This is a genomic window from Rhizobium etli 8C-3 (assembly GCF_001908375.1).
In the GTDB taxonomy this organism is placed as follows: Bacteria; Pseudomonadota; Alphaproteobacteria; order Rhizobiales; family Rhizobiaceae; genus Rhizobium; species Rhizobium etli_B.
On sequence record NZ_CP017243.1, the window covers coordinates 297893 to 320181 of the forward strand.

Consider the following 22289-nt stretch of genomic DNA (forward strand, 5'->3'; position numbering starts at 1 on the left):
GAGCTGCTGCGGTAAAGAGCCGTGGTGGCTGGGGCTTACTTTCCGCCGCCGGTGCGCGTCGTCTCCATTCCAAAGAAGACCGGAGGCGAAAGGGTTTTGGGTGTGCCGACGGTCAGTGATCGGATCGCTCAGATGGTGGTCAAGCAGATGATTGAGCCGGATTTAGAGCCGCTCTTCTTGCCAGACTCCTATGGCTACAGGCCGATGAAGTCGGCTTTGGATGCCGTTGGGGTAACGCGTCAGCGGTGCTGGAAGTACGATTGGGTTCTGGAATTCGACATCAAAGGGCTGTTCGACAATCTTCCGCATGATCTCTTTAATCGAAACCCCATTTTGTCGTCGAACGCTCGTTGCGTGATCGCCCTTGATGAGAAACCCTTTTAGCCAGTTCCAACGCCGCGGCCGGACATGGGGCAACCATTGCCCGATTGACCCCAGTCTCCAACTTAAGTGGCTCAGCTCTCTTCAATGAGGCCACAGCTAGCAAGGGCAGAGACGAAATCGTGAACGTCGCATTTGGTGACGTCATACCGTTCTGATTTAAGCTCGCTCAGTATCCTTGGTAGTGTATGCTCGCCGTCCAGTTTCGAAACCAAACCGGCGACCCAAGGCGGAGGAGATTGGATGATCTTTCTTGATTTCTGGGATTCCTTCCAATTCGAGCCTTTCATTTGGCCCAACCCATCGCTGGCGATTTTCCAGCTTGTCAAGAAGTATAAGGCGGCTTCGGGAGGCCCATACGGTCGTATGAAGCCCCACTTCACCATTACGGTCGACTCGGCGCCCATTGCTGATAAACAAAACTCCAATCTCTCGGCATGTGGTAGATCCAAAAATCGTGCCAGCTGCAAAAAGAGCCTAGGAAAAGTTTTCCTATTTGCTCGGAGCCTAAATGCAACTGCATCAACAGCGCCCGAACAATATCGCGTCGCGTTTCAACAAATCGGCAGCGCCGCATGCGCGCCAATCAACCGCAGACGAGGGAGAAAACTCCGAGCAGCTCCGGCAGTGTTCTGGTAAGCGCGTCGCCGTGTTCCGCAAAGCGGCGCACAACGGCAGCGCCTATGCAGTCCGCCCCGCCATGACAAGCGCAATGCGCGCAGTGGAGTGCTCGGCAGGAGGGAAGAGTTCGGCTCGTGGCGTCCCGGGCATGGCGGGTGCGCCTACCCCGGTTACTAAACGATCTCCAGCCACCGTCGACGGTCACCACAGACCCGGTGACGCTTGCGCGCTGGCGAGAAAGCGCACCGCTCGGGCAATTTTGTCTGGACGCGCCACGCGACCCATTGGCACCCGGCTGCGCACCGCGGTGAGGTCTATCTTGCCCGCGCGTTCAAGTTCCGAAACCATCGGCATGCGCACGTAAAAGTTCCCTGACCAACGTTGACGATCTCGAGGCTGAATCCTGATCGATCAAGTCTCACTTTCACCCTCTTGAAGGAATGCAGTCTTCCTAAATGCGTAGACGGGGTCATCGGGACATGATGCTCCGATCGGCTGCCGGTGGCCGAACTGCTCAGTCTCGGATGCCGCGGCCAAGATCTGCTCCTCGACTAGATCATAGACCACCGTCCGTTCGGCAATTCTCCAATCCCCTCCCTTTTTCAGGAACAGATCGCAATAGCGGCCGCAGATCAGGGCCTGACTTAGCGTTCCGGCCTTGTTCGGTGCGCGTTGCAGTGCGGCGAAGTAACTTTCGACGGCGGCTTTTTCCGGGCTGCTGAACTCAATCAGAATGTTCGTGATTTGATGGATGTTGCGCGGTCCCGTCTTGAAGACACCAAGGGCGAACTCGATGAAGCCCTCGGCCGAACCGGAATAGGTCCCGTGATTGTCACGTGCATCGGGCCAGTAGGAACTGCGCAGCGCCCTTTCATCGGCGCGGTCTATCCCGCGGCAATACCGATAGAGGCAGTCGCGGAGCGCCTCGCGGTCGAGCAATTCGGTAATTTTTTTTGTGTTTCATCGCTTGTCGCACATCTGATATTGGGGCGCTTACCCATCCAGTGACGCAGCCAGCTTTCAACTGCTCGGCTGACGTAAGGAAAAACCCTCCCTCTGCTTAGGCATGCATGTAAACAACTGCCCTTAGAAGTAGACATCAATGGGAGAGCTGCGGGTAAGGTGTTTGGACAGCGACGGCGCCGTCATGCACCAGTTGCGTTGCGTTTCAACCCCCACAATGTTGGTTGAACAAAAGGCGATCGAGCAACGCATCCGAAACGCAATCTATCTCCAGCGCACGTTCAGGGCAGGATCGAGCGCCTCGCGACGCGAACAGTTCGTCCCTCTCCTCGACATCGATTGCACCGGGCAGTATGTATCCCTCGTCGTCAAGATTGAATATTTCGGGCGCTTGGGCCCAGCATCTTGCATGACCTTGGCATTTGGAAGTGTGCACTATGACGCGCATACGGTACTCCATGTCTTTCCTCCTCTCAATTATCAGGACCAGTCCAGGATCAGATTCTCTATTCCAAACACGTGGCCCCCATAGGTGATGGGCGCCGTACCATCCTTGATACGGAAGTCAGGGATGCGCGACAGCCACTCCTCCAGGCCGATGACGATCTCTCGCCGGGCAAGGTGTGATCCAAGACAGCGATGGGGACCGTACGCAAAAGCGGTGTGGCGATTGTCTTCTCGTGCCAAATCGATCGTGTTCGGATTTTCGAATTCCACCGGATCACGATTGGCAATCATCGTGGCGCAGGAAATGTAGTCCCCCTTACGGATCGGCGCGCCTTCGAAATTGATATCTTTCGTCGCCACACGGATCATCTGCACGGTCGAATAGGCGCGAAGCAGTTCTTCGGCTGCGAGCACAATTCGATCCGGTTTGCTCCGCAGCAATTCCTGTTCTGTCGGATTGCGCGCGAGATAGGCCAGGTCAAAGCCGATCGCCGTTGCCACGGTGTCCAGTCCCGCGACGAATAGAAGCACGCCTATTCCATGGATTTCCTGGTCTCTCAACAGGCGGCCGTCGACCTTTGCCTGCACGACGAAGGTCATGAAATCGTCGGCCGGTTCTTTGCGGCGCATCGCTGCAAGTTCATCGATGAACGCCAAAATTGTTCGGGCGGCTGCGGTTCGTCTGATGCCGTCGCCGTGGAGCAGGTCCTTCCCCCAGCCCACGAATGTATTGAGGCGCTCATCGGATAAGCCGAGCAAACGGAGGAAGATACTAACCGCAAAAGGAAAGGCGAAGTCCGTCAAGATGTCGCAGCTTGTGCTCGACGCGGAAATCTTGGAAATCAACGCAATCGCCCGATCACGGACCGCCGGTTCAAGCTCCATTATCCGCCTGGGCGAAAGCAGCGGATTGAGAAGTGAGCGAAACACGCTGTGAGCCGGGGGGTCGAGTTCAAGCGGGATCAGCGGCCAGTTTTCGCCAAGCGCCGAGGCGAAAAGGCTCCGATGGCTGGAAAAGGTTCCGGTGTCCTGCAGCAATTTGCGTTGGTCCTGAGCGCGAACGATGACCCAGGTACCTCGGCCATCGCGCGTATTGCAGGGAGAATAAAAGATTCTCGGTCCATTATGGAGGCAAGCGACAGCTGCGTGCGGATCCCCATTTGGCATGCGCTCCATGCCGGGCGACGTGAACAGGCTGAAGTCCTTCACCATTTCGGGAGGGACATGTTCTGGAACCCTAATGGTAGCCACTGCTTTTCTCCTGTCATCAAAGCCCCTTCGCCGAGAACGAATTCTCCTCGGAGAGGGAGCGAGCAAAATCGTTGAGCGCCAGATTTCCAATCTCAGCAGCGCGAGGCGCCAATGACATGCGATGCAGCGATCAGATCGCCGTGCGGCTCGAAATCCACGCTGCTTTGTTGGCCGAAGTCGAAATTTCTTGGATGCCTCGCCCGCCCTTCCGGTCGACATCGGATTTTCACGGGTACCTCTCTTCCGGTAAATGCGTTCTGAGCACAGATGCATTTTGATTTCCTCCGCTCCATGGCGGTCACCAAAGAAACCGGCCGACAGTCCTTGCCGCCCCGCAAGAAGAACTTCAAAGTTCATGCCAATTTGATTGATTTGGCCGGAAAGAAATTTTTCAATTGCCTTTCAGCGCTTTGGCTCAAGGCAGAACAAAGATTGGCTGATCAAGGCCGTGTCGCGCATCTAACAAAACCCGACATCAGGTGCCGGATGCCATCTATTCAGGTGCGACTTTTTCCCAGCCACCACAGCCGGGGGCCAGAGACAGCGCGACGAGCAACGAATGTCCTGATGTACTGCGATGCAGTGGGATAGCTTGAGGGTGGGTAGCTTTGAATTGTGGCATCGAGCTAGCGGCGGAATTCCGGGAAAAGCTCGAAGCGTGCTACTCCTTTGTCCTGAATGTCAGTTCTACCAGCCCGACGACACCACCCTAAGAGTCGGCGGCAATCTGCCGATTGGGTGTTGTCTGACAGCAATGGATATGGTGGCCTACCGTCCGCCGAGACGGAAGGCGATGGCCGCAGAAAGCCCGCTCAAGCGGCGGGCCGAAAATGCCGTCCGAAACAAATCCACAAAACTGCCCTGCCTGGCACGGCAAGAGCGTGGGTACGGAGATTTGATCTGGATCAAATCGCAATCCTGATGAAATTGATAGCCATCAAAGACGCGCTGGAAGAAATAGGGATAGCCGAAGTCGCAACGGCCGCGTGGTCGTCTCGGGCATGTCCGGCATAGGCGGTTTTCGAAGGGATCAGGACATGGACGTCGCACGCGGTGAGGTTCTCGTGATTAGCACTTCCGTCGCTTGCCGTTCCTGCCAGGCGCGGCACGGCGTCGTTTGCGGCGCCTTGTCGGCTGGCCAGCTTAGCGAACTTGGCCGCCACTCGCTGCGCCGCAAGGTCGACGCAGGCTGCGAGATCATTGCACAAGGATCGGAAAACTCTTTCTATTCGAACATCACGCGCGGCGTGGTGAAGCTCTGCAAGGTGATGTCGGACGGGCGCCAGCAGATCGTTGGCCTGCAATTCGCCCCCGATTTCGTCGGCCGCCCCTTCGTGCGCGAAAGCACGCTGTCGGCCGAGGCCGCGACCGATGCGGAGATCTGCGTGTTCCCCCGCAATTTGCTCGAACGCATGATATTGGAGACTAGGGAATTGCAGCGTAGCCTGCACGCTCAGGCGCTGAACGAGCTGGATGCCGCGCGCGAATGGATGCTGACGCTCGGCCGGCGGACCGCCGAGGAGAAGGTCGCAAGCCTGCTCCACCTCATTGCCGCCCACGCCGAGACGGCGACGAGCACTGCCTTCGATCTGCCGCTATCGCGTGCCGAGATTGCCGACTTTCTCGGGCTGACGATCGAAACCGTCAGCCGCCAGTTGACCCGGCTTCGCAAAGAGGGCGTCATCCGCATCGAGAACATCCGGCATATCACCGTGCCCGACATGGATGCGCTCGCAAAGAAAATCAGCGGGTAATTGCCACCCGCGTATCGCCAGCGTAAAGAACTAGGCGGCATTGTCGGGATGCAGACGGACGTGCCGGGCGCTACCACATCGAGCATTCCGGGCGAGAAAACTTCTAGTCCCGGAGCCGCCGGCTTGCAGCTCGGGATAGCCGCCGGGCAGGTGGGTGGCGTCGCCATCGGCGCCGGGCGCCCAGCACGTCGCCAGCGAGCTGAGCGGTGAGTGGTGAATGGAACAAAATATCAGCTCCGCGGCGACGTCAGCCGAGCAACAAATGCTCGTAGGCCAAAGGCTACATAGCGCGACCCGGGTGCCGGTCGGCATCAGCCGATCGATATTGGCGGCTGCGAGCTCTTCACGCCCCCAACCTGCGGATATCCGCCATCGTCGTCTTCTGTGACGAAATTATCGGAGCCGTTTGCGTTTCACCATTTTTCGATGCGCGGTCCGAGCCTGGCGCCCCCTTTTGTCGGACCTCAAACTTTCTTGTGCAGTTTCAAACAAGAAAACGTGCGCGGGTAGACATACGCACGAGCAGAACCTCAAGCCCCGTGACCCGCGCCTTCCCGCCGCGACCGGACTGGCGGGCAGTATGCTAAGGTTCTAAAAGGCGACAGAGAAACCTTGATCGAGATGCGGTCGGAAGTAGCCGAAACAGCGCCCGGCCGTCAGCGCGGCACAACGGCTTCACAATTCGCTCGCCCGCACGAGCAGCGCACGAGTGCGGCGACGAAGGCCCTGTGCTGACCGCAAGTCCATCTCCTTCAGGCCAAATGGCATGACGCTTGCTTGCCCTGGCGTGTGGGCCGAGGTCGGATTCGTGTTAGCCGTGACTGAGAGGCCGCAAATAAATTTTCCTAGAGGAGCTTCATTGATGACCATGGAAAAGCAGGTCCCTATTGTCACCTTTCGCACGCGGGTTCGCGACGAGTCTATATCCGGTCCCAACCCCTACCGCTGGGAAGACAAGACGACCGACGACTATTTCAGCGGTAAGCGGGTAATCCTTTTTTCGCTGCCGGGCGCCTTCACGCCAATCTGCTCCACCTTCCAACTGCCTGATTTCGAAAGTCTTTATGTCGAGTTTAAGAAGAATGGCATTGACGACATCTACTGTCTCTCCGTCAACGATGCCTTCGTCATGAATGCTTGGGGCAAGTCTCAGGGGTTGAAAAATGTCAAGCTTATCCCGGACGGTTCGGGAGAATTCACTCGGAAAATGGGTATGCTCGTCGCCAAGGACAATCTCGGTTTCGGTCTGCGCTCCTGGCGCTACGCTGCCGTGATCAATAATGGCGTCGTGGAGGGGTGGTTCGAGGAAGAAGGCTTTGGCGACAACTGCGCGACCGATCCGTATGGCGTTTCTTCGCCGCAAAACATTTTGAAATGCCTTAAGGCCCCAGCCTTCGTATGAGCATTGAAGCCAACGACCAGCAGCTACGACTTGTCGTGCACACCTGCGCCGAATGATAGGAGTTTTGCTCGAACCATGAAGTCCTTTACAAGCCTTCATCAGCGTCAGCAGCAATCGCTGGTTATTACGCCCCAGCTCATCGCGTCTATTCGCTTGCTGCAGCTGGCGCACACCGAACTGAATCAGTTCGTGGAACAGGAAATCGAGAAGAACCCATTTCTCGACCTGGCGTCGAATGACGGCGGGGCTTCTGGCGTATCGCCAACTGCGGCGGATGATCCAAATATCAGCGCACGCGAAGACCACGTTGATGGACCGGCCAGGACGGACATGCCTGAGCTGTCTAGTCCCTGGAAATCAATCCGTGACACAGGCAACCTTTCGCCGGGGGAAAGGCCTTCCCTGGATGAGTTCGCCGCCTCAACTGAGACATTGCACGAACATGTCGCCCATCAGATCGCCCTCACTGCCTTCACACCCCAGGAGCGGCTGATTGCTGGCGCGCTTGCCGACCATCTGGATGACACTGGGTATCTGCAAGTGAACCTTCAGGAGCTAGCAGAGAGGCTAAATAGCCCTGAGGCTGGAGTGAAGCGGGTTCTTGAGGCTTTGCAGCTATTTGACCCGCCGGGCATATTTGCGCGAAGTCTGGGCGAATGCCTCGAGATTCAGTTGCGCCAACGAGACCGGTTCGACCCGGCCATGGCAGCTCTGGTCGCAAATCTCGAGTTGCTTGCGCGACGCGATTTTCGAGCACTGAAGCGACGTTGCCGGGTCGATGAAGACGACCTTCTCGATATGTTGAACGAAATTCGTGCACTTGACCCAAAGCCTGGAAACCAGTTCCAGTCCGCAAGGTCGGAATCCATCATACCCGACGTCTTCGTCCTACCCTCGCCGGGAGGCGGATGGCACGTCGAGCTTAATCGGGAGATTTTGCCCAAGGTACTGATCAACCAAACCTATTTTGCGCAAGTTACTCGCCTAACCGCCCAAAGCTCGAAAGATCAGTCATTCCTCAACGAATGCTTCCAGAGCGCGAGCTGGTTGGTTCGGAGTCTCGATCAGCGCGCCACGACGATCCTTAAGGTGGCGACCGAAATCGTGCGCCACCAGGATGTCTTTTTGGAAGATGGCATTGCTCATCTTCGCCCTCTCAATCTTAAGACCATCGCTGACGCGATCGACATGCACGAGTCCACTGTAAGTCGGGTAACGTCGAACAAATACATTCTCACGCCCCGCGGCGTGTTCGAGCTCAAGTATTTTTTCACCGTCGCGATCCCGTCCTCACAAGGCGGTGACGCGCACTCGGCCGAAGCTGTGCGCCATCAGATAAGGGCACTTATTGCCGCAGAGACGCTCCATGATGTGCTGTCCGACGATGGCATCGTTGCCAAGCTCAAGGAAACAGGCGTCGACATTGCTCGCCGCACAGTCGCCAAATATCGCGAGGCGATGAACATCCCCTCGTCCGCGCAACGCCGGCGGGAGAAACGGTTTGTACTGGCGGCCGCGGAGGGATAAGTCCTTTGTACCGTAGGTGATGCCCTTTTCCCAAAAACCGCGGAACTGAGGCACATGTGACATTGTGCTTAGTCCTCTCCATGGAGGATCGACTTCATATGGGCTGGCGACCGCAGCCTCGTCACGGGAGCTTCAAAAGTTGTTCCGGCCGCTTAAGCTGACGTTCCAGAAAAGATTAGATGTCTGTTCCATAGCCCAAGCGCTTAGGGGCTAAGCGGTTAATCACGAAACTCGTGCAGAATTTTTATGTCGCGCAAGCGACAAATCTAGAAGCAGTTGTCGCCTCCCATTCATTTTCGCCGAACCGCTGGGATTTCGGTGCGGCGGCAACGAGAGCCTCAACCGAAAATGATAGACGGAGATACGCGGGCAGACGTTCTGGAGTTGGCGCGCTTTCGAGATCTCCGATGTTCGACGACGCAGGAATACAACACGCGGGCTGATCGAACTCTTGGCCTTCCTTACCGCTTGGCACGACGCATGCACGGTAATCCGAAAATGCGCCATCGAACAAAAAGGAATCATCCCATGATCAAGCTCACAGAGAATGCCGCCGCCATCATGAACGTAACGCTTTCCCGAGCCGAGCAGGCGGAAGGCTTTCGCATCGCGGTCGAGGCAGGTGGATGCGCCGGCTACAAATACCTGGTGGGGCTAGAAAGCGTCCAGGGCGAGGGCGACGCGGTGATCGAAACAAATGGGGTCAAGGTGTTCGTTGACGCAGACTCCCAAGCACACATCAACGGCATGACGATCGACTTCGTGACGGGACCAGAAACCTCCGGTTTTGTCTTCGACAATCCCAATGCGCACCAGAACTGCACTTGCGGCAAATCCTTCGGCTGATCACCGAGAAAGCGAGAGAGCCATGCGGAATTATTGCGAAAAGGTCATGGTTTCCTTTTTCAATCCGAAGAACGACGGCGTGCAGGAAAATCCCCTCAGCGAGACCGCGGCAGTTTCCTACGGTAGAGGGCCTGAATTGATAATTGGAGTCGATCCAACGGTGGGAGCGTTTCTGGTGACGCCGTCGTCCTTGCGTTCCAACCCAGCGACCGCCTTCTCGCCAGCGCTGGCCGAACTCATAACCCTAAAGCCCGCCGAAGCGCCTCAAAACGTCCGTCAGGAGACAGCAGGCTTTTTAAGCGGTTTGCTGCCGGAGAAAAAGGTCTGCTCATCAACGGATTATCCTGAGGCAGCAAAATTTTTTGGCGGGCATCCGGGCCAGGATTCCAAAGGAGACGCTCCCTCTGCAAGCAGTTCCGCGCCGAGGAAAGGTGAGCGAAGACGCGTGCGTGTCAAGAGGCTTGATTTCATGACCAAGTCGCTCACTTCGCTAGATCTGGCAGTAGACGGACGACACTCGTTCAAGCCGTCGAAGACGTGTCAGCGGTTTATACAGTACTGGTCGTCGAAAGCCTCGCTCCGGCAGAGGAGGACGATCAGACCGTCACAACAGAAATCTGAGGCCTGGAGAAATTGGCAGGGTCGAAATCGATGTTGTAGCCGGCAATCGCGTAGGACAGGGTCTAAAAATCGCCGCAGCCTGCAACAGTTCAGTTCTCAGCGACAAGCTAAGCTGGCGACCCATCTAGTTAAGCAGCCGCGGCGAATCCAACCGTTGGAAAAGGCGCGAGCGCACAACGTTCTTCCCTTCCTACTGATGGCGGCGATGCGACGTTATCGATGCCAACAAGATCGCATGACGCGCCATCGCACGACTCCACCCCGCGCTGCTTGCCCGAGGTTAGCAAACAACAGCATGTGCAAGACGCCGCAGCATTGTCACCGCTTCCCCTCAGTCGAGATCCACCCATGAGAGCGATCTATCTCGACAATAATGCAACGACCAGAGTCGATCCTGAAGTGGTTGAAGCCATGCTGCCGTTCTTTGCGGATCAGTTTGGAAACCCTTCGTCGACGCACGCTTTTGGCTCCTCTATCCGCGAGGCGGTGAGGAAGGCGCGCCGGCAATTGCAAGCGCTGATCGGCGCCGAGTTCGATCATGAGATCGTGTTCACCTCGGGGGGGACGGAAAGCGACAATGCGGCGATCCTTTCGGCGCTGGAGGTGATGCCTGAGCGCACAGAGATCGTGACTTCCGCAGTCGAGCATTCAGCGGTGCTGACACTCTGCGGCCATCTGGAGAAGACGCGCGGCATTAAGGTACACAGGATCCCAGTGGATCGACATGGACGTCTCGATCTTGACGCCTATGAGACCGCCCTCACTCATCGTGTAGCGATTGCTTCGATCATGTGGGCGAACAACGAGACGGGAACCATTTTCCCGGTCGCTAAGCTTGCCGAGATGGCCAAGAGAATCGGTGCACTTTTCCACACCGACGCGGTCCAGGCGGTCGGCAAGGTTCCAATGGACCTCCAACCTACTGCAATCGACATGCTTTCGTTGTCCGGACACAAATTCCATGGACCAAAAGGCATTGGTGCACTCTATCTCAGGCGGGGCTTATCTTTCTCCTCACTGATCAAGGGAGGTCATCAGGAGCGCGACCGACGCGCAGGGACAGAAAATACGGCCGGGATTGTCGGTTTAGGCAAGGCTGCCGAACTCGCCCTGAAATCAATAGACGACGAGAGCACCCGATTAAAGTCGCTCCGAGATCGATTGGAGAACGGCATTGTCCAGCGTGTTCCAGGCGCCTTCGTAACCGGCGATAGGCTTAAGAGGTTGCCGAACACGGCGAACATCGCCTTTCAACGTGTCGAAGGAGACAGTATGCTCCTTCTTCTCAACCGCTATGGCATCGCCTGCTCTTCCGGCTCTGCTTGCTCCTCCGGTTCGCTGGAGCCGAGCCATGTCTTGAGGGCAATGGATATCCCTCATGCTATGGCGCACGGAACAATCCGCTTCTCGTTCTCGCGCGATAACTGTGACGAGGATGTCGACCGGGTGCTCGAAGTTTTACCGGGCATCGTTGAAAGGCTCCGGAGCCAATCCCGTTCCGGCCACGTGGCCGACACGAGCAGCCGGGTTCGTTCAGGGGAGTAGGAGCAGGCACGCTCATGAAACGGCAATTCCTTTTCACCGATACGACCTGCATGACGGCACCGGCATCGTATGAACGATCAGGTAAAAGCCGGGGCTCTCAGTCACATAGATCGCCGGTTCACCGCCCATGCGTGTTCATGGAGGGGGCCCAGCGCCATATCATCTTAATCAATCTCTCGACACCATCGGTGGATCGCATCCGACCATCAGCCTATGCCGACTCCAGTTGCAACGCGACTGCCTTGCGCCTAGCCGCGTCGAACCACGCATTCCGTACGTTGCAGCTTAAGCTACGGGAGAACGATCTCGCGATCACCGCTCACGACCAGGGGGAATCTTATGTGCCGTTGCTCCGCTGACAGCAGTCCCGTCGATGTCAAAGACATCCTCAATCGGCTGAAATCTCTCTCGGCTGCGGAGGAGTTCTTCGAAGCCCTAGGGGTCCCCTATGACCCGAAGGTTCTCGATGTCTCACGACTCCATATCATGAAGCGTATGGGCCAATACCTCGCGGCAGAGGACTTCTCCCATCTCCCAGACCGGGTAATCGCTGCTCGTGCCCGTGCCATACTGGAAAGGGCCTACTGTGATTTCGCGACCTCCGCGCCGCTCTCGCACCGGGTCTTCAAGGTGCTCAAGGACCACAATCCGAACAGACCTGTCACACCCGGCCGCACCGTTGTCCCGTTAGACTCTTTCCTGAAGCCGTTCGAAAAGAAGTGAGCACGGTTGCGACACGACAATGTCGGGAAGCTTACAATTCAGTCATATGCTAGCAACGTCGGAATCGAAGCCATTTCAATGTGATAGAGAACGCCAAACGGTTGGCACGAATGATGCACGCAAGCATGTGTACTGACAAGCCCGCCACCCATAGAGGGAGGGAGTAAGAAACCGCCATGCACATAGTTATCTGTATCAAACAGGTACCGGACTCCGCACAAATACGAGTGCATCCGGTGACGAACACAATCATGCGTCAGGGGGTGCCAACCATCATCAACCCCTATGATCTGTTCGCCCTTGAAGAGGCGCTCCAGTTGCGCGACCGCCATGGCGGCGAGGTGACCGTGCTCACCATGGGGCCGCCCATGGCAGAGGACGCGTTGCGCAAGGCGCTCACCTACGGCGCCGACCGCGCCGTACTCTTGACCGACCGTCATTTTGCCGGCTCCGACACTCTGGCGACCTCGTTTGCTCTTTCGCGAGCCATCGCGAAGATCGGAGAGGCCTTCGGTACGCCCGATATCGTCTTTACGGGCAAACAGACCATCGACGGCGATACCGCCCAGGTTGGGCCTGGCATCGCCAAGCGCCTCGACCTCCTGCAGCTCACCTACGTTGCCAAAATCGTCTCTGTCGACATCAATGGGCGCGAGATTACGGTGGAGCGCCGCTCGGAAGGGGGCACGCAGACGCTGATGAGCAAGCTCCCTTGCCTAATTACAATGCTCGAAGGCACAAACGAAATCCGCCGCGGCTCGCTCGATGACGCGCTACGGGCCGCGCGCAGCCAGATCGTGAAGTGGAATGCGGCCGACGCTGGCATAGAGGACCTCACCAAGTGCGGCCTGCGTGGCTCGCCAACCGTCGTTAAGAGGGTCTTTGCCCCTCCTGAGCGGGCGGAAAAGGCGGAGCAGATCGACACCGCGGAAAAAACACCGCGCGATCTCGCGGAGGAGTTGATCGCTGGGATCTTTTTGCGCCAGCCGGCGCTCGAAAGCGAACTCGCCTTTGACGGCGAATGAAGGCAAGGAGCGACGATGTTGAGCACGAATCGAGAGAGCCCTCCTCCAGCCGCTGGCCGTGCCGCCATGAAGAAAGAGCTGCCCGATCAGTTTAAGGACCATCGGCACGTTTGGGTCTTCATCGAGCTGGAGCGCGATCAGGTGCATCCCGTCTCCTTCGAGCTGCTCGGCGAAGGCCGCAAGCTCGCCGACAAGCTGGGCGTCCAGCTTGCCGGCGTCGTTCTCGGACCACCGGGAGAGGCCACGTGGTTTGCCATCGCCGAGGCTTTTGCTTATGGCGCCGACCTGGCCTACCTCGTCGAGGCCCCACTGCTCGCCGACTACCGAAATGAGCCTTTCACCAAAGCATTGACGGATCTGGTTACTAACTACAAACCGGAAATCCTTCTTTTAGGGGCAACGACGCTCGGGCGCGACCTTGCCGGTTCCGTGGCGACGACCTTGTTGACAGGGCTCACGGCGGATTGCACCGAACTTGATGTGGATGCGGACGGCTCGCTTGCGGCGACCCGGCCGACTTTCGGCGGCTCCTTGCTTTGCACGATCTACACGCTCAACTGCCGGCCGCAGATGGCAACGGTCCGGCCGAGGGTCATGGCCATGCCTCCGCGCGGGAATAATAAGATCGGACGCGTCATTCAACACAAAGTGTCGATGATCGAGGAAGAGATCGTCACTAAGGTCCTCGGTTTCTTGTCCGATGGCCAGTCGGCGACGGCGAATCTCGCCTATGCGGACGTCGTGGTTGCTGGAGGCCTCGGTCTCGGCGCGGTGGAGAACGTGAAGCTTATGAAGAAACTCGCGCGGACGATCGGGGCCGATTATGGCTGTTCGCGCCCCCTCGTCCAAAAGGGCTGGATGCCTGCTGATCGGCAGATCGGCCAAACTGGCAAAACTATCCGGCCGAAGCTTTACATAGCAGCCGGCATTTCCGGCGCCATCCAGCATCGCGTTGGCGTCGAGGGAGCTGATCTTATTTTAGCCATTAACACCGATCCTAACGCGCCGATTTTTGATTTCGCCCACCTCGGCGTCGTCACCGATGCGATCCGTTTACTGCCGTCATTAACGGAACTCTTCACCCATCGACTGTCGCCGCACAGTCGCGATAAGCTTGCAAACTGAGGGCGCCCCATGACTGAGGAAAACTTCGACGCCATAGTTATCGGGGCCGGCATGGCCGGAAACGCAGCTGCTTACACGATGTCGAACCGCGGCATGAAGGTGCTGCAGTTGGAGCGTGGCGAGTATCCGGGCTCCAAGAATGTGCAGGGCGCCATCATGTACGCGGACATGCTGGAGAAAATCCTGCCGGATTTCCGGGATGATGCGCCTCTGGAGCGGCACTTAGTCGAGCAGCGCTTCTGGATGATGGACGACTCGTCCCACATCGGTATGCAATACCGGTCGGACGACTTCAACGAGTCGAGACACAATCGCTACACGGTCATTCGCGCCCAATTCGACAAATGGTTTTCACGCAAGGTGCGCGAGGCCGGAGCGACGCTTCTATGCGAGACGACCGTGACGGAACTCGTTCGTGATCCAAAGGGCAAGGTGATTGGCGTTCGCACCGACCGCGCCGGCGACGTGATTCTTGCTGACGTGGTCGTTCTCGCAGAGGGCGTCAATGGGCTGCTCGGCACGCGTGCTGGATTGCGTGACACGCCAAAACCGGAAACTGTCGCGCTCGCCGTCAAGGAAATGCATTTCCTGGCCGAAGAGGTAATTGACCAGCGGTTCGGCCTCAAGGCCAATGAAGGCTGCGTCATCGAGGCAGTTGGCACGATCTCTCGCAACATGGCCGGGCTTGCCTTCCTCTACACCAACAAAGAATCGATCTCGATCGGCATTGGCTGCCTTGTCTCCGAATTCGCGGCAACAATGGAAAGTCCTTATGATCTGCTCGAAAAATTCAAAAGCCATCCGTCGGTAAAGCCGCTGATCGCAGGAGCGGAAGTCAAGGAATATGCGGCGCATCTCATTCCAGAAGGTGGTTACAAGGCAATTCCGCAGCTTTTTGGTGACGGCTGGGTCGTCGTCGGCGACGCGGCACAACTTAATAATGCGGTGCACCGCGAGGGGTCAAACCTCGCCATGACGTCGGGGCGCATCGCCGGCGAAGCAATCGTCCAGATCAAGAATCGCAAAAAGCCGATGGTCAAGGAGAACCTCTCCCTTTACAAGTCGATGCTTGAAAAGTCGTTCGTTATCAAAGACTTGCGGAAATACAAGGACATGCCTGCCCTGCTGCACACCAATTCCCGCAATTTCTTCACGACTTATCCAAGGTTGCTGTCGCAGGCCGCACAGAACTTTGTGCGAGTCGATGGCACCCCGAAGATCGACAAGGAACGGGCGACCACGGGCACCTTCATCAAGGCACGCTCCCGCTGGGGGCTGTTTGGTGACGCGGTTCGCTTGGCGCGCGCGTGGCGATAAAGGAGAGATGAGATGACGGTTGCAGTGACGAACATACGCGTAGAGGACAAGCTTTACCAAAATCGATACGTGGTCGATGCCGGACGCCCGCATATTAGGGTGCGTCCACACGATTGGCCAAGCGTAAATCTGTATGCCCTCACAAGTGTCTGTCCGGCCAAGTGCTACGAATTGAATGACCAGGGCCAAGTGGAGGTTATCGCCGATGGGTGCATGGAGTGCGGCACGTGCCGCGTACTCTGCGAGGCAAGTGGAGATATCGAGTGGAACTATCCGAGAGGCGGTTTCGGCGTTCTCTTCAAGTTCGGATAAGGGTTTGCAACTCCACGATTCAGAACTAACTTGGGTTTGCAGACGGGCGCATCGGAAACTTGCAGAGGTGCGCGTTGCAGATTGGCATTAGAAATTACTATATATACATGCAAGCAAGGGTTATAAGAAACGTTAGACAACCCAAGGCCATATAATGACCCACATGCCCGCCCGACCGGTCGATGGAGCGGAACCCCTATCTGCGCTACCTGCTGGACCTATGCGCCAAGCGGGCACGCAGCGCAGCGGAATCTACGAGATATCAAAGGTACTGACTGCCCCCGCCCGGCTAGAGATTACGCTTGCCAACGTCGTGAACGTCCTCTCTTCCTTTCTGCAGATTCGATGCGGAGCAATCGTTGTTCTAGACGCTGAAGGTCAGCCCGAGATTGCCGCAACTGGCGACATCCCCCCATCCTCTCAATCAGCCGCTCGAGGCGTTATACCTAAGGCCGTAATCGACCATATCGCGACGACCGGTATGCCCTTAATCGTAAAGGATGTCAGCAAGTCCGAATTATTTCAGGCTGAGCCGCAACCGCCTTGGAGCAGCGGCACCGTCCCAATTTCTTTTATTGGCGTTCCGGTAAAAGCCGATAATAAAATACTTGGCACAATATCGATCGATCGCGTCAGGAACGACGCCGCCCCCTTCCCCGCCGACGAGGACGTTCGCTTTCTGACCATGGTCGCCAATCTGGTCAGTCGGACGATCAGGCTTCATCGTTTCCTGAACCTGGAGGGTCGGCGACCTATCGGCGAACAGGAGAGATCGGAGAAGCCGATCATCGCGCAAAGGGGCGCGCCGGGCCGACATCCACCCGTCAAAATCGACGGGATTATCGGGGATAGCCCGGCTCTCCAGCAGGTGGTTGAAACCGTCTCGGTGGTGGCGAGGACGAATTCCACCGTGCTTCTGCGGGGCGAAAGCGGCACCGGCAAGGAATTTTTTGCACAGGCGATCCATGAACTTTCCCCTCGTAAAAACAAGCCGTTCGTCAAATTGAACTGCGCCGCGCTGCCCGAAGGCGTCCTGGAATCGGAGCTGTTTGGGCATGAAAAAGGGGCTTTCACCGGGGCCATCGCGCAGCGCGCCGGACGCTTCGAACTGGCAAATGGCGGAACGCTTCTGCTTGACGAGATTGGCGAGATTTCGCCCGCCTTTCAAGCCAAACTGCTGCGCGTCCTGCAGGAAGGCGAACTGGAGAGGGTGGGCGGAACCAAGACGCTTGCGGTCGACGTCCGGCTCATATGCGCCACGAATAAGAACCTCGAGATGGCTGTTGCAAACGCCGAATTCAGGGCCGACCTGTATTACCGCATCAGCGTAGTTCCAATTGTCCTGCCGCCGCTTCGAGAGCGACCCGGCGATATCCCACGCCTTGCGAACGCTCTTCTTGACCGATTCAACAAGGAGAACCAACGCGAGCTGACGTTTTCGTCGTCGGCGATCGAGGTGATGTCGCAATGCTATTTCCCAGGTAACGTCCGGGAACTCGAAAACTGCGTGCGAAGGACTGCCACCCTTGCGCGTTCAAGCTCGATCGTTTCGTCTGATTTTGCCTGCAAGAACAGCCAGTGCCTTTCGTCGCTCCTCTGGAAAACCGACGGGTCGCCCGGCGGCATCACCGTCGATGGGCATGCCCGGAGCAATGTGATGCCGACTTCATCGCCGCGCTCGGGCGGGAGCATCGGTGCGTCGGACGAGGTATCTTCCGTCAAGGCTTGTGATCCGCACGGTTCCGGTTGTCCCGCAATGGAGTCGCGCCTCACGCAACGGGACCGGTTGATCGAGGCGATGGAAAAGGCCGGGTGGGTTCAGGCCAAAGCGGCTCGTATTCTCGGCCTTACGCCTCGTCAGGTCGGCTATGCTCTACGCCAGCATCGCATCGAGGTGAAAAAGCTTTAAGCGCCTGGGTGATGTTGGACCTTCTCGATCTCCAATGCCTGGTTTGGTGGCTTACGGACAACTCTTTTGTCGACTGTCGGAAGCTTGACAAGTCTGTGTCCGAACACGGTCGGAATAGAGCAATAAACGCAAATTCTTAAAGCAAATCCCGTCCTTGGGATGGCATGGCTTTTGCGTTTTGAAAGGCGACGTCAACTAGCAACGGAGCACTCAATGTCCGCACCGATGATTTCGCTTGAAAGTGCGACCAGCACGACATCCTTGGATCAATTGCTGGCGACCGCGAAACCGAGTGGCTGCACATCCTCGTCATGTGGCGTGTCCACAAAACCGGCCGACGTGGACCAGGCTATCTGGGCGAAGATCAAAAACCACCCCTGCTATTCAGAAGAGGCTCACCATTATTTCGCGCGCATGCATGTCGCGGTCGCACCAGCCTGCAATATCCAGTGCAACTATTGCAATCGTAAATATGACTGCGCCAACGAAAGCCGCCCTGGGGTCGTCTCGGAAAAGTTGACGCCAGACCAGGCGCTGCGCAAGGTCATTGCCGTCGCCAACGAAGTGCCGCAGCTTTCCGTGCTGGGTGTCGCCGGACCGGGCGATGCCTGTTACGACTGGAAGAAGACAAAGGAAACGTTCGAACGAGTTGCGGGGGAGATCCACGACATCAAGCTGTGCATCTCCACCAACGGGCTTGCGCTGCCGGATCACGTCGCCGAACTTGTCGACATGAATGTCGATCACGTGACAATTACGATCAACATGGTTGACCCTGAAATCGGCGCAGAGATCTATCCCTGGATCTTTTACCGCAACCGTCGTTACACCGGCATCGAAGCTGCCAGAATTCTGCACGAGCGGCAAATGGTGGGCCTGGAGATGCTGACCGCGTGCGGCATCATCACCAAAGTCAATTCGGTGATGATTCCTGGTGTCAACGACGAACACCTGGTCGAGGTAAATAAATGGGTCAAGGAGCGGGGGGCGTTCCTGCACAACGTCATGCCGCTTATTTCCGATCCGGCCCATGGCACCTACTACGGCTTGACCGGACAGCGCGGCCCGCGGGCGCTCGAATTGAAGGCGCTCCAGGATCGTCTCGAAGGCGGCGCAAAGCTAATGCGCCATTGCCGGCAATGTAGGGCCGATGCCGTCGGCCTGCTTGGGGATGATCGGGGCCAGGAGTTCGCACTCGACCAGCTTCCCGGAGAGATCACCTATGACGCCCGTAAGCGCGAGGCCTATCGGGAAGTGATCGCCCGCGAACGCGGCGATCACGCGACCGCCAAGAGCGAGGCAATCGAGACAGTCAAAGCAGCCGGCGATGGGTCCCTCCACGTCGCGGTCGCGACAAAGGGTGGCGGTCGCATCAACGAGCACTTCGGCCATGCGAAGGAGTTCCAAGTATACGAAGCTTCGTCGAGAGGCATCACCTACGTCGGGCATCGCAAGATCGAACAGTATTGCCTCGGAGGCAGGGGCGAGGAAGCCACCCTCGACGGCATCATAACTGCGCTGGTCGGTATTGACGTCGTGCTATGCGCCAAGATCGGGGAGTGCCCTAAGACTAAGCTCATGGAGGCCGGGGTTCGGGCAACGGATGCTTATTGCTATGACTACATCGAGACCGCCATCGGCACCCTCTACGCCGCCAAGTTTGGCGTCGAACCACAAGCGGCGACGGCGTGAGCGCTCTTAATCCAACATCTTCAGGAGTTTAAAAATGGCCTTCAGGATCATAGCGTCCCAATGCACCCAGTGCGGTGCCTGCGAGTTCGAATGCCCCTCCGGTGCGATCAGGTTCAAAGGTGAGATCTACGTTATCGACCCGGAAAAATGCACCGAATGCAAGGGTACCTTCGAAACGCAGCAATGCGCGGAGGTTTGCCCCGTGCCGAAGACCTGCGTCCCCGCCGCACCTGCGATTTGACCTTCAGCATGGTCGGGGCTCCTGCGGAGAAGCCTTCAATGATATCCTGCAAGGAGGAATGCCCATGGGCCTTGGACGTGAACAGGAGGTCGAAATCCACAGGCCTCCACGATTTACACCCGGCGAGCGGGTGCGGGCCAGACTTCACGTAAAGAATGACGGCACCTATGCTGGCAAAAAAATTGGGGAAAATTTGGTGCGGAAGGGCGACGAAGGCTATGTGCGCGACATCGGCACCTTTCTCCAGCAGTTTTACATCTATGCCGTCGAATGGGTCGAACGTGGCACTATCGTCGGCATGCGTGCCCGTGAACTGACGAGTCTAGACAACGCCGCTGCTTGCGGCGCTGCTGAAATCGCGGGGCCCCCAACGGAGGAATAGCGACATGAAGATAATGATTCGGAGAACGAGCGCCGGCTTGTCGGCTTACGTACCAAAGAAAGATCTCGAAGAGCCGATCGTAGATGTCGAGGCTGATGACATGTGGGGCGGCACGATCACTCTCAGGAACGGCTGGAGACTCGTCTTGCCCAAGCTATCGCGGGATACGCCTCTGCCGATCACCGTCCACGCAAGGAAGATTCCTGACGAGGACTGATGCTGCAAACGAGAGGTAAGAGAAAACAGCATGAATAAAATTTTGACCTCGGACCGTCTCCTGATCATTCGCAACGGTGACGCCGAAAAAAGACTTAGGCTGCTTCAGGAAGCGCTCGCTGCGGATCGGATCGTTCCCTATCTCGGTCCGGATCTCCTTCGGCTGCAATCCACGGAACCACCTGTACCGGACACCCCGGAAGCCGTCTCCGCGGCACTCAACGAACGCACACCTGCCCCTTCCAGGATACGCAGCAATATGTGGTCAGTCGCGCAGTTTATTGAACAGCGACGGCATCGCCGGACGCTTCAGGCCTGGATGGCAGAAATATTTGGAGCACCCGTGGCGCCGACCGCCCTCCACGACTGGCTCGCAACGCTGCCGCTCTCCCTTATCGTCGACGGTTGGTACGACGGGACAATGCGTGCGGCTTTCGCGAAGACCGGTCGAACGGATGTCGTCGAGATTCAGGGCGTCACGCGTGCAAACGGCGGCGGCGACATTTGGACAAAAACTTACGATCTGTCCGGGAGAGACGTCGAATGCGTCGCAGCGCCAAAGACGGTCCTCTATGCGCCGTACGGCAGTGTTATACCAGCTTCGAACTTTCTGGTGTCCGATTCCGATTACGTGGAAGTCCTAACCGAAATCGATATCCAGACGCCAATACCTGGAATGGTGAAAGAACGGCGTATAGATCGCGGTTTTCTTTTCATTGGCTGCCGCTTCAACGATCAGATGCTCCGGATCTACGCTCGACAGATCATCAAGCGCTCTCACGGCCCCCACTTTGCAGTACTTGATGCGGAAGGCCTTACCAAAAACGAGCGCCGTTTCCTTGCAGCAAGCGGAATCACGGTGGTCGACCTGCCGATCGGCGAAGCCGCGGCTCTGCTTGTACCATTTGGTAGCAAGGCGGATGGTGACCATGGCCGCACGGCTCCCGCTTCGAATCTCTGTAGCGGCTAGATGTGGAGCCTCAACAGGTTGTCCTTGATCAGGCCGAGGCTACTGACGGGCGGTTTGGATTGTAGGCTGCCGTGCGGGCGATGCCAATTGTAACGGTGGAGCCAGAGCGGCAGGTCGGCGGCGCGCTGCTGCGAGGTTTCGTAGGCCTTGGCATATGCCCATTCGCGCAGTGCGGTCTGGACGAGGCGTTCGGCCTTACCATTTGTCTTCGGCGTATAGGGTTTGGTGCGGATGTGTTTGATGCTGAGCCGCCGCAGCGCCTTGGCGTATCGATGGGAACGGAAGCTTGTGCCGTTGTCGGTCATGACGCGCTGGACCTTGACGCCATGGGCTTTGAAGAAGCGCAAAGCATTGAAGAGAAAGCGCAGACAGGAGCGTCGCGTCTCGTCGGGTAATATTTCCAAATAGGCCAGGCGTGAGTGGTCGTCGATGGCCAGATGGACGTATTCCCAACCGATGCCGCGGCTGTTGCTCTGCCCCGTGCGATCGCCGGTGATGCGGTGGCCGGTTCGGTTGAATTTGCCGAGTTTCTTGATGTCGATATGGATGAGTTCGCCGGGCTGGTCGCGTTCGTAGCGCCGCACCGGCTCAGCCGGGGCCAAGGCCTTGAGCTTGTTCAGGCCAAGGCGCTTGAGGATGCGGCTGACTGTGGCTGGCGAGACACCCGTCTCCTTGGCGATGTGTTGGCCGGTCATGCGCAGGCGGCGTAACGTCTCGATCCGGGCGGCGGTGGCCTGCGAGGTCGGATGATACAGGCGGTGCGGTCGGGAACTGCGATCATTGAGACCGGCCTCGCCCTCCCGTCGATAGCGCCTTACCCACTTATAGACAGTCTTCACGCAGACGCCGAAAGCCGCAGCGACGGCCATCGGTCGCTGTCCTTCCATCAGCACGCGGTGCGCAATTACCGCTCGACTGAGCGGCGTGAGGCGGGCATTCATATGGATGTCCATTCGGTCCCCCGAGAATCACTGAAGCTTCGACAACCTCAGCTTTCCCGGTCCGGATCGAATGGACAA

23 protein-coding genes and 1 pseudogene are annotated in these 22289 nt (G+C 57.5%); 19 read left to right on the forward strand and 5 right to left on the reverse strand.

The window, feature by feature from the left end; genetic code table 11:
• Positions 1-27: 27 nt before the first annotated feature.
• A pseudogene (locus tag AM571_RS23960) lies at positions 28-315 on the forward strand (reverse transcriptase domain-containing protein); the annotation flags it as partial.
• A gap of 140 nt (positions 316-455) precedes the next feature.
• Here AM571_RS23960 and AM571_RS38490 read toward each other — a convergent pair.
• Positions 456-671: a hypothetical protein gene (locus AM571_RS38490; RefSeq protein WP_348646384.1), complete on the reverse strand. Its 216-nt coding sequence runs from the start codon at positions 669-671 to the stop codon at positions 456-458.
• Here AM571_RS38490 and AM571_RS36565 point away from each other — a divergent pair.
• Positions 625-1020: a hypothetical protein gene (locus tag AM571_RS36565; RefSeq protein WP_155774533.1), complete on the forward strand. Its 396-nt coding sequence runs from the start codon at positions 625-627 to the stop codon at positions 1018-1020. The two genes, AM571_RS38490 and AM571_RS36565, sit on opposite strands and share 47 nt — an antisense overlap.
• Positions 1021-1413: 393 nt before the next feature.
• Here the strand turns inward: AM571_RS36565 and AM571_RS23970 are convergent, their stop codons facing one another.
• From AM571_RS23970 to AM571_RS23980, 3 genes are all read right to left on the reverse strand, one after another.
• The gene (locus AM571_RS23970) at positions 1414-1941 is read right to left on the reverse strand and encodes a nuclear transport factor 2 family protein (RefSeq protein ID WP_004678573.1); all 528 of its coding nucleotides are present in this window, start codon (positions 1939-1941) and stop codon (positions 1414-1416) included.
• Positions 1942-2170: 229 nt separating this feature from the next.
• Entirely contained in the window at positions 2171-2425 is a 255-nt protein-coding gene (locus AM571_RS23975; protein ID WP_004678571.1) for a ferredoxin, read from the reverse strand.
• Positions 2426-2445: 20 nt separating this feature from the next.
• Positions 2446-3624, reverse strand: coding sequence for a cytochrome P450 (locus tag AM571_RS23980; RefSeq protein ID WP_018247194.1), 1179 nt, complete (start codon positions 3622-3624; stop codon positions 2446-2448).
• Between the two features lie 306 nt (positions 3625-3930).
• Between AM571_RS23980 and AM571_RS36570 the strand changes: the two genes are divergently transcribed.
• The 17 genes from AM571_RS36570 to AM571_RS24070 all read left to right on the forward strand — a co-directional run bounded on the left by AM571_RS36570 (position 3931) and on the right by AM571_RS24070 (position 21270).
• Positions 3931-4254, forward strand: a complete 324-nt coding sequence (locus AM571_RS36570; protein ID WP_132662505.1) for a hypothetical protein — start codon at positions 3931-3933, stop codon at positions 4252-4254.
• Between the two features lie 446 nt (positions 4255-4700).
• Positions 4701-5417 carry a Crp/Fnr family transcriptional regulator gene (locus AM571_RS23985; protein WP_026188843.1) on the forward strand — a complete coding sequence of 239 codons (717 nt, stop codon included), beginning with the start codon at positions 4701-4703 and terminating at the stop codon, positions 5415-5417.
• Positions 5418-6279: 862 nt separating this feature from the next.
• The gene (locus AM571_RS23990; RefSeq protein ID WP_004678566.1) at positions 6280-6819 is read left to right on the forward strand and encodes a peroxiredoxin; all 540 of its coding nucleotides are present in this window, start codon (positions 6280-6282) and stop codon (positions 6817-6819) included.
• Positions 6820-6894: 75 nt separating this feature from the next.
• On the forward strand, positions 6895-8346 hold the full coding sequence (gene rpoN, locus AM571_RS23995) for an RNA polymerase factor sigma-54 (protein WP_004678547.1): 1452 nt from the start codon (positions 6895-6897) through the stop codon (positions 8344-8346).
• A gap of 528 nt (positions 8347-8874) precedes the next feature.
• Positions 8875-9192: a HesB/IscA family protein gene (locus AM571_RS24005; RefSeq protein ID WP_004678546.1), complete on the forward strand. Its 318-nt coding sequence runs from the start codon at positions 8875-8877 to the stop codon at positions 9190-9192.
• Positions 9193-10161: 969 nt separating this feature from the next.
• Positions 10162-11358 carry a cysteine desulfurase NifS gene (nifS, locus tag AM571_RS24015; protein ID WP_004678544.1) on the forward strand — a complete coding sequence of 399 codons (1197 nt, stop codon included), beginning with the start codon at positions 10162-10164 and terminating at the stop codon, positions 11356-11358.
• Positions 11359-11697: 339 nt separating this feature from the next.
• Positions 11698-12081, forward strand: coding sequence for a nitrogenase stabilizing/protective protein NifW (gene nifW / locus AM571_RS24020; protein ID WP_004678534.1), 384 nt, complete (start codon positions 11698-11700; stop codon positions 12079-12081).
• Positions 12082-12257: 176 nt separating this feature from the next.
• Entirely contained in the window at positions 12258-13106 is an 849-nt protein-coding gene (locus AM571_RS24025) for an electron transfer flavoprotein subunit beta/FixA family protein (RefSeq protein ID WP_004678528.1), read from the forward strand.
• Between the two features lie 15 nt (positions 13107-13121).
• The gene (locus tag AM571_RS24030) at positions 13122-14231 is read left to right on the forward strand and encodes an electron transfer flavoprotein subunit alpha/FixB family protein (protein ID WP_004678527.1); all 1110 of its coding nucleotides are present in this window, start codon (positions 13122-13124) and stop codon (positions 14229-14231) included.
• Positions 14232-14240: 9 nt separating this feature from the next.
• Positions 14241-15548, forward strand: a complete 1308-nt coding sequence (locus AM571_RS24035) for an FAD-binding protein (protein WP_004678525.1) — start codon at positions 14241-14243, stop codon at positions 15546-15548.
• 12 nt (positions 15549-15560) lie between these two features.
• Positions 15561-15860 carry a ferredoxin family protein gene (locus AM571_RS24040; RefSeq protein WP_004678523.1) on the forward strand — a complete coding sequence of 100 codons (300 nt, stop codon included), beginning with the start codon at positions 15561-15563 and terminating at the stop codon, positions 15858-15860.
• A 220-nt stretch (positions 15861-16080) separates the two neighbouring features.
• Complete coding sequence (gene nifA / locus AM571_RS24045) at positions 16081-17769, forward strand: nif-specific transcriptional activator NifA (RefSeq protein WP_018247198.1); 1689 nt, start codon at positions 16081-16083, stop codon at positions 17767-17769.
• Positions 17770-17982: 213 nt separating this feature from the next.
• Entirely contained in the window at positions 17983-19461 is a 1479-nt protein-coding gene (gene nifB / locus AM571_RS24050; protein ID WP_004678520.1) for a nitrogenase cofactor biosynthesis protein NifB, read from the forward strand.
• Positions 19462-19495: 34 nt separating this feature from the next.
• The gene (locus AM571_RS24055) at positions 19496-19702 is read left to right on the forward strand and encodes a 4Fe-4S binding protein (RefSeq protein WP_008536545.1); all 207 of its coding nucleotides are present in this window, start codon (positions 19496-19498) and stop codon (positions 19700-19702) included.
• A 64-nt stretch (positions 19703-19766) separates the two neighbouring features.
• The gene (locus tag AM571_RS24060; RefSeq protein WP_004678515.1) at positions 19767-20084 is read left to right on the forward strand and encodes a nitrogen fixation protein NifZ; all 318 of its coding nucleotides are present in this window, start codon (positions 19767-19769) and stop codon (positions 20082-20084) included.
• A 4-nt stretch (positions 20085-20088) separates the two neighbouring features.
• On the forward strand, positions 20089-20301 hold the full coding sequence (gene nifT, locus AM571_RS24065; RefSeq protein WP_004678514.1) for a putative nitrogen fixation protein NifT: 213 nt from the start codon (positions 20089-20091) through the stop codon (positions 20299-20301).
• Between the two features lie 30 nt (positions 20302-20331).
• Positions 20332-21270 carry an SIR2 family NAD-dependent protein deacylase gene (locus AM571_RS24070; RefSeq protein WP_004678511.1) on the forward strand — a complete coding sequence of 313 codons (939 nt, stop codon included), beginning with the start codon at positions 20332-20334 and terminating at the stop codon, positions 21268-21270.
• On the opposite strand, the gene AM571_RS24075 is transcribed toward AM571_RS24070, so the two are convergent.
• Positions 21267-22223, reverse strand: a complete 957-nt coding sequence (locus AM571_RS24075) for an IS481 family transposase (RefSeq protein WP_010030077.1) — start codon at positions 22221-22223, stop codon at positions 21267-21269. The two genes, AM571_RS24070 and AM571_RS24075, sit on opposite strands and share 4 nt — an antisense overlap.
• Positions 22224-22289: the final 66 nt, after the last annotated feature.

Bases quoted from the DNA above. Each gene is read 5' to 3' on its own strand.
- AM571_RS24075 (WP_010030077.1), bottom strand. From the start codon at position 22,223: ATGGACATCCATATGAATGCCCGCCTCACGCCGCTCAGTCGAGCGGTA.
- AM571_RS23975 (WP_004678571.1), bottom strand. From the start codon at position 2,425: ATGGAGTACCGTATGCGCGTCATAGTGCACACTTCCAAATGCCAAGGT.
- nifS (WP_004678544.1), top strand. From the start codon at position 10,162: ATGAGAGCGATCTATCTCGACAATAATGCAACGACCAGAGTCGATCCT.
- AM571_RS24035 (WP_004678525.1), top strand. From the start codon at position 14,241: ATGACTGAGGAAAACTTCGACGCCATAGTTATCGGGGCCGGCATGGCC.
- AM571_RS24070 (WP_004678511.1), top strand. From the start codon at position 20,332: ATGAATAAAATTTTGACCTCGGACCGTCTCCTGATCATTCGCAACGGT.
- AM571_RS23980 (WP_018247194.1), bottom strand. From the start codon at position 3,624: ATGGTGAAGGACTTCAGCCTGTTCACGTCGCCCGGCATGGAGCGCATG.
- AM571_RS24055 (WP_008536545.1), top strand. From the start codon at position 19,496: ATGGCCTTCAGGATCATAGCGTCCCAATGCACCCAGTGCGGTGCCTGC.
- nifB (WP_004678520.1), top strand. From the start codon at position 17,983: ATGTCCGCACCGATGATTTCGCTTGAAAGTGCGACCAGCACGACATCC.
- AM571_RS36565 (WP_155774533.1), top strand. From the start codon at position 625: ATGATCTTTCTTGATTTCTGGGATTCCTTCCAATTCGAGCCTTTCATT.
- nifT (WP_004678514.1), top strand. From the start codon at position 20,089: ATGAAGATAATGATTCGGAGAACGAGCGCCGGCTTGTCGGCTTACGTA.
- AM571_RS23990 (WP_004678566.1), top strand. From the start codon at position 6,280: ATGACCATGGAAAAGCAGGTCCCTATTGTCACCTTTCGCACGCGGGTT.
- AM571_RS24030 (WP_004678527.1), top strand. From the start codon at position 13,122: ATGTTGAGCACGAATCGAGAGAGCCCTCCTCCAGCCGCTGGCCGTGCC.
- AM571_RS24005 (WP_004678546.1), top strand. From the start codon at position 8,875: ATGATCAAGCTCACAGAGAATGCCGCCGCCATCATGAACGTAACGCTT.
- AM571_RS24060 (WP_004678515.1), top strand. From the start codon at position 19,767: ATGGGCCTTGGACGTGAACAGGAGGTCGAAATCCACAGGCCTCCACGA.
- AM571_RS36570 (WP_132662505.1), top strand. From the start codon at position 3,931: ATGCATTTTGATTTCCTCCGCTCCATGGCGGTCACCAAAGAAACCGGC.
- AM571_RS24025 (WP_004678528.1), top strand. From the start codon at position 12,258: ATGCACATAGTTATCTGTATCAAACAGGTACCGGACTCCGCACAAATA.
- AM571_RS38490 (WP_348646384.1), bottom strand. From the start codon at position 671: ATGAAAGGCTCGAATTGGAAGGAATCCCAGAAATCAAGAAAGATCATC.
- AM571_RS23985 (WP_026188843.1), top strand. From the start codon at position 4,701: ATGGACGTCGCACGCGGTGAGGTTCTCGTGATTAGCACTTCCGTCGCT.
- nifW (WP_004678534.1), top strand. From the start codon at position 11,698: ATGTGCCGTTGCTCCGCTGACAGCAGTCCCGTCGATGTCAAAGACATC.
- rpoN (WP_004678547.1), top strand. From the start codon at position 6,895: ATGAAGTCCTTTACAAGCCTTCATCAGCGTCAGCAGCAATCGCTGGTT.
- AM571_RS24040 (WP_004678523.1), top strand. From the start codon at position 15,561: ATGACGGTTGCAGTGACGAACATACGCGTAGAGGACAAGCTTTACCAA.
- nifA (WP_018247198.1), top strand. From the start codon at position 16,081: ATGCGCCAAGCGGGCACGCAGCGCAGCGGAATCTACGAGATATCAAAG.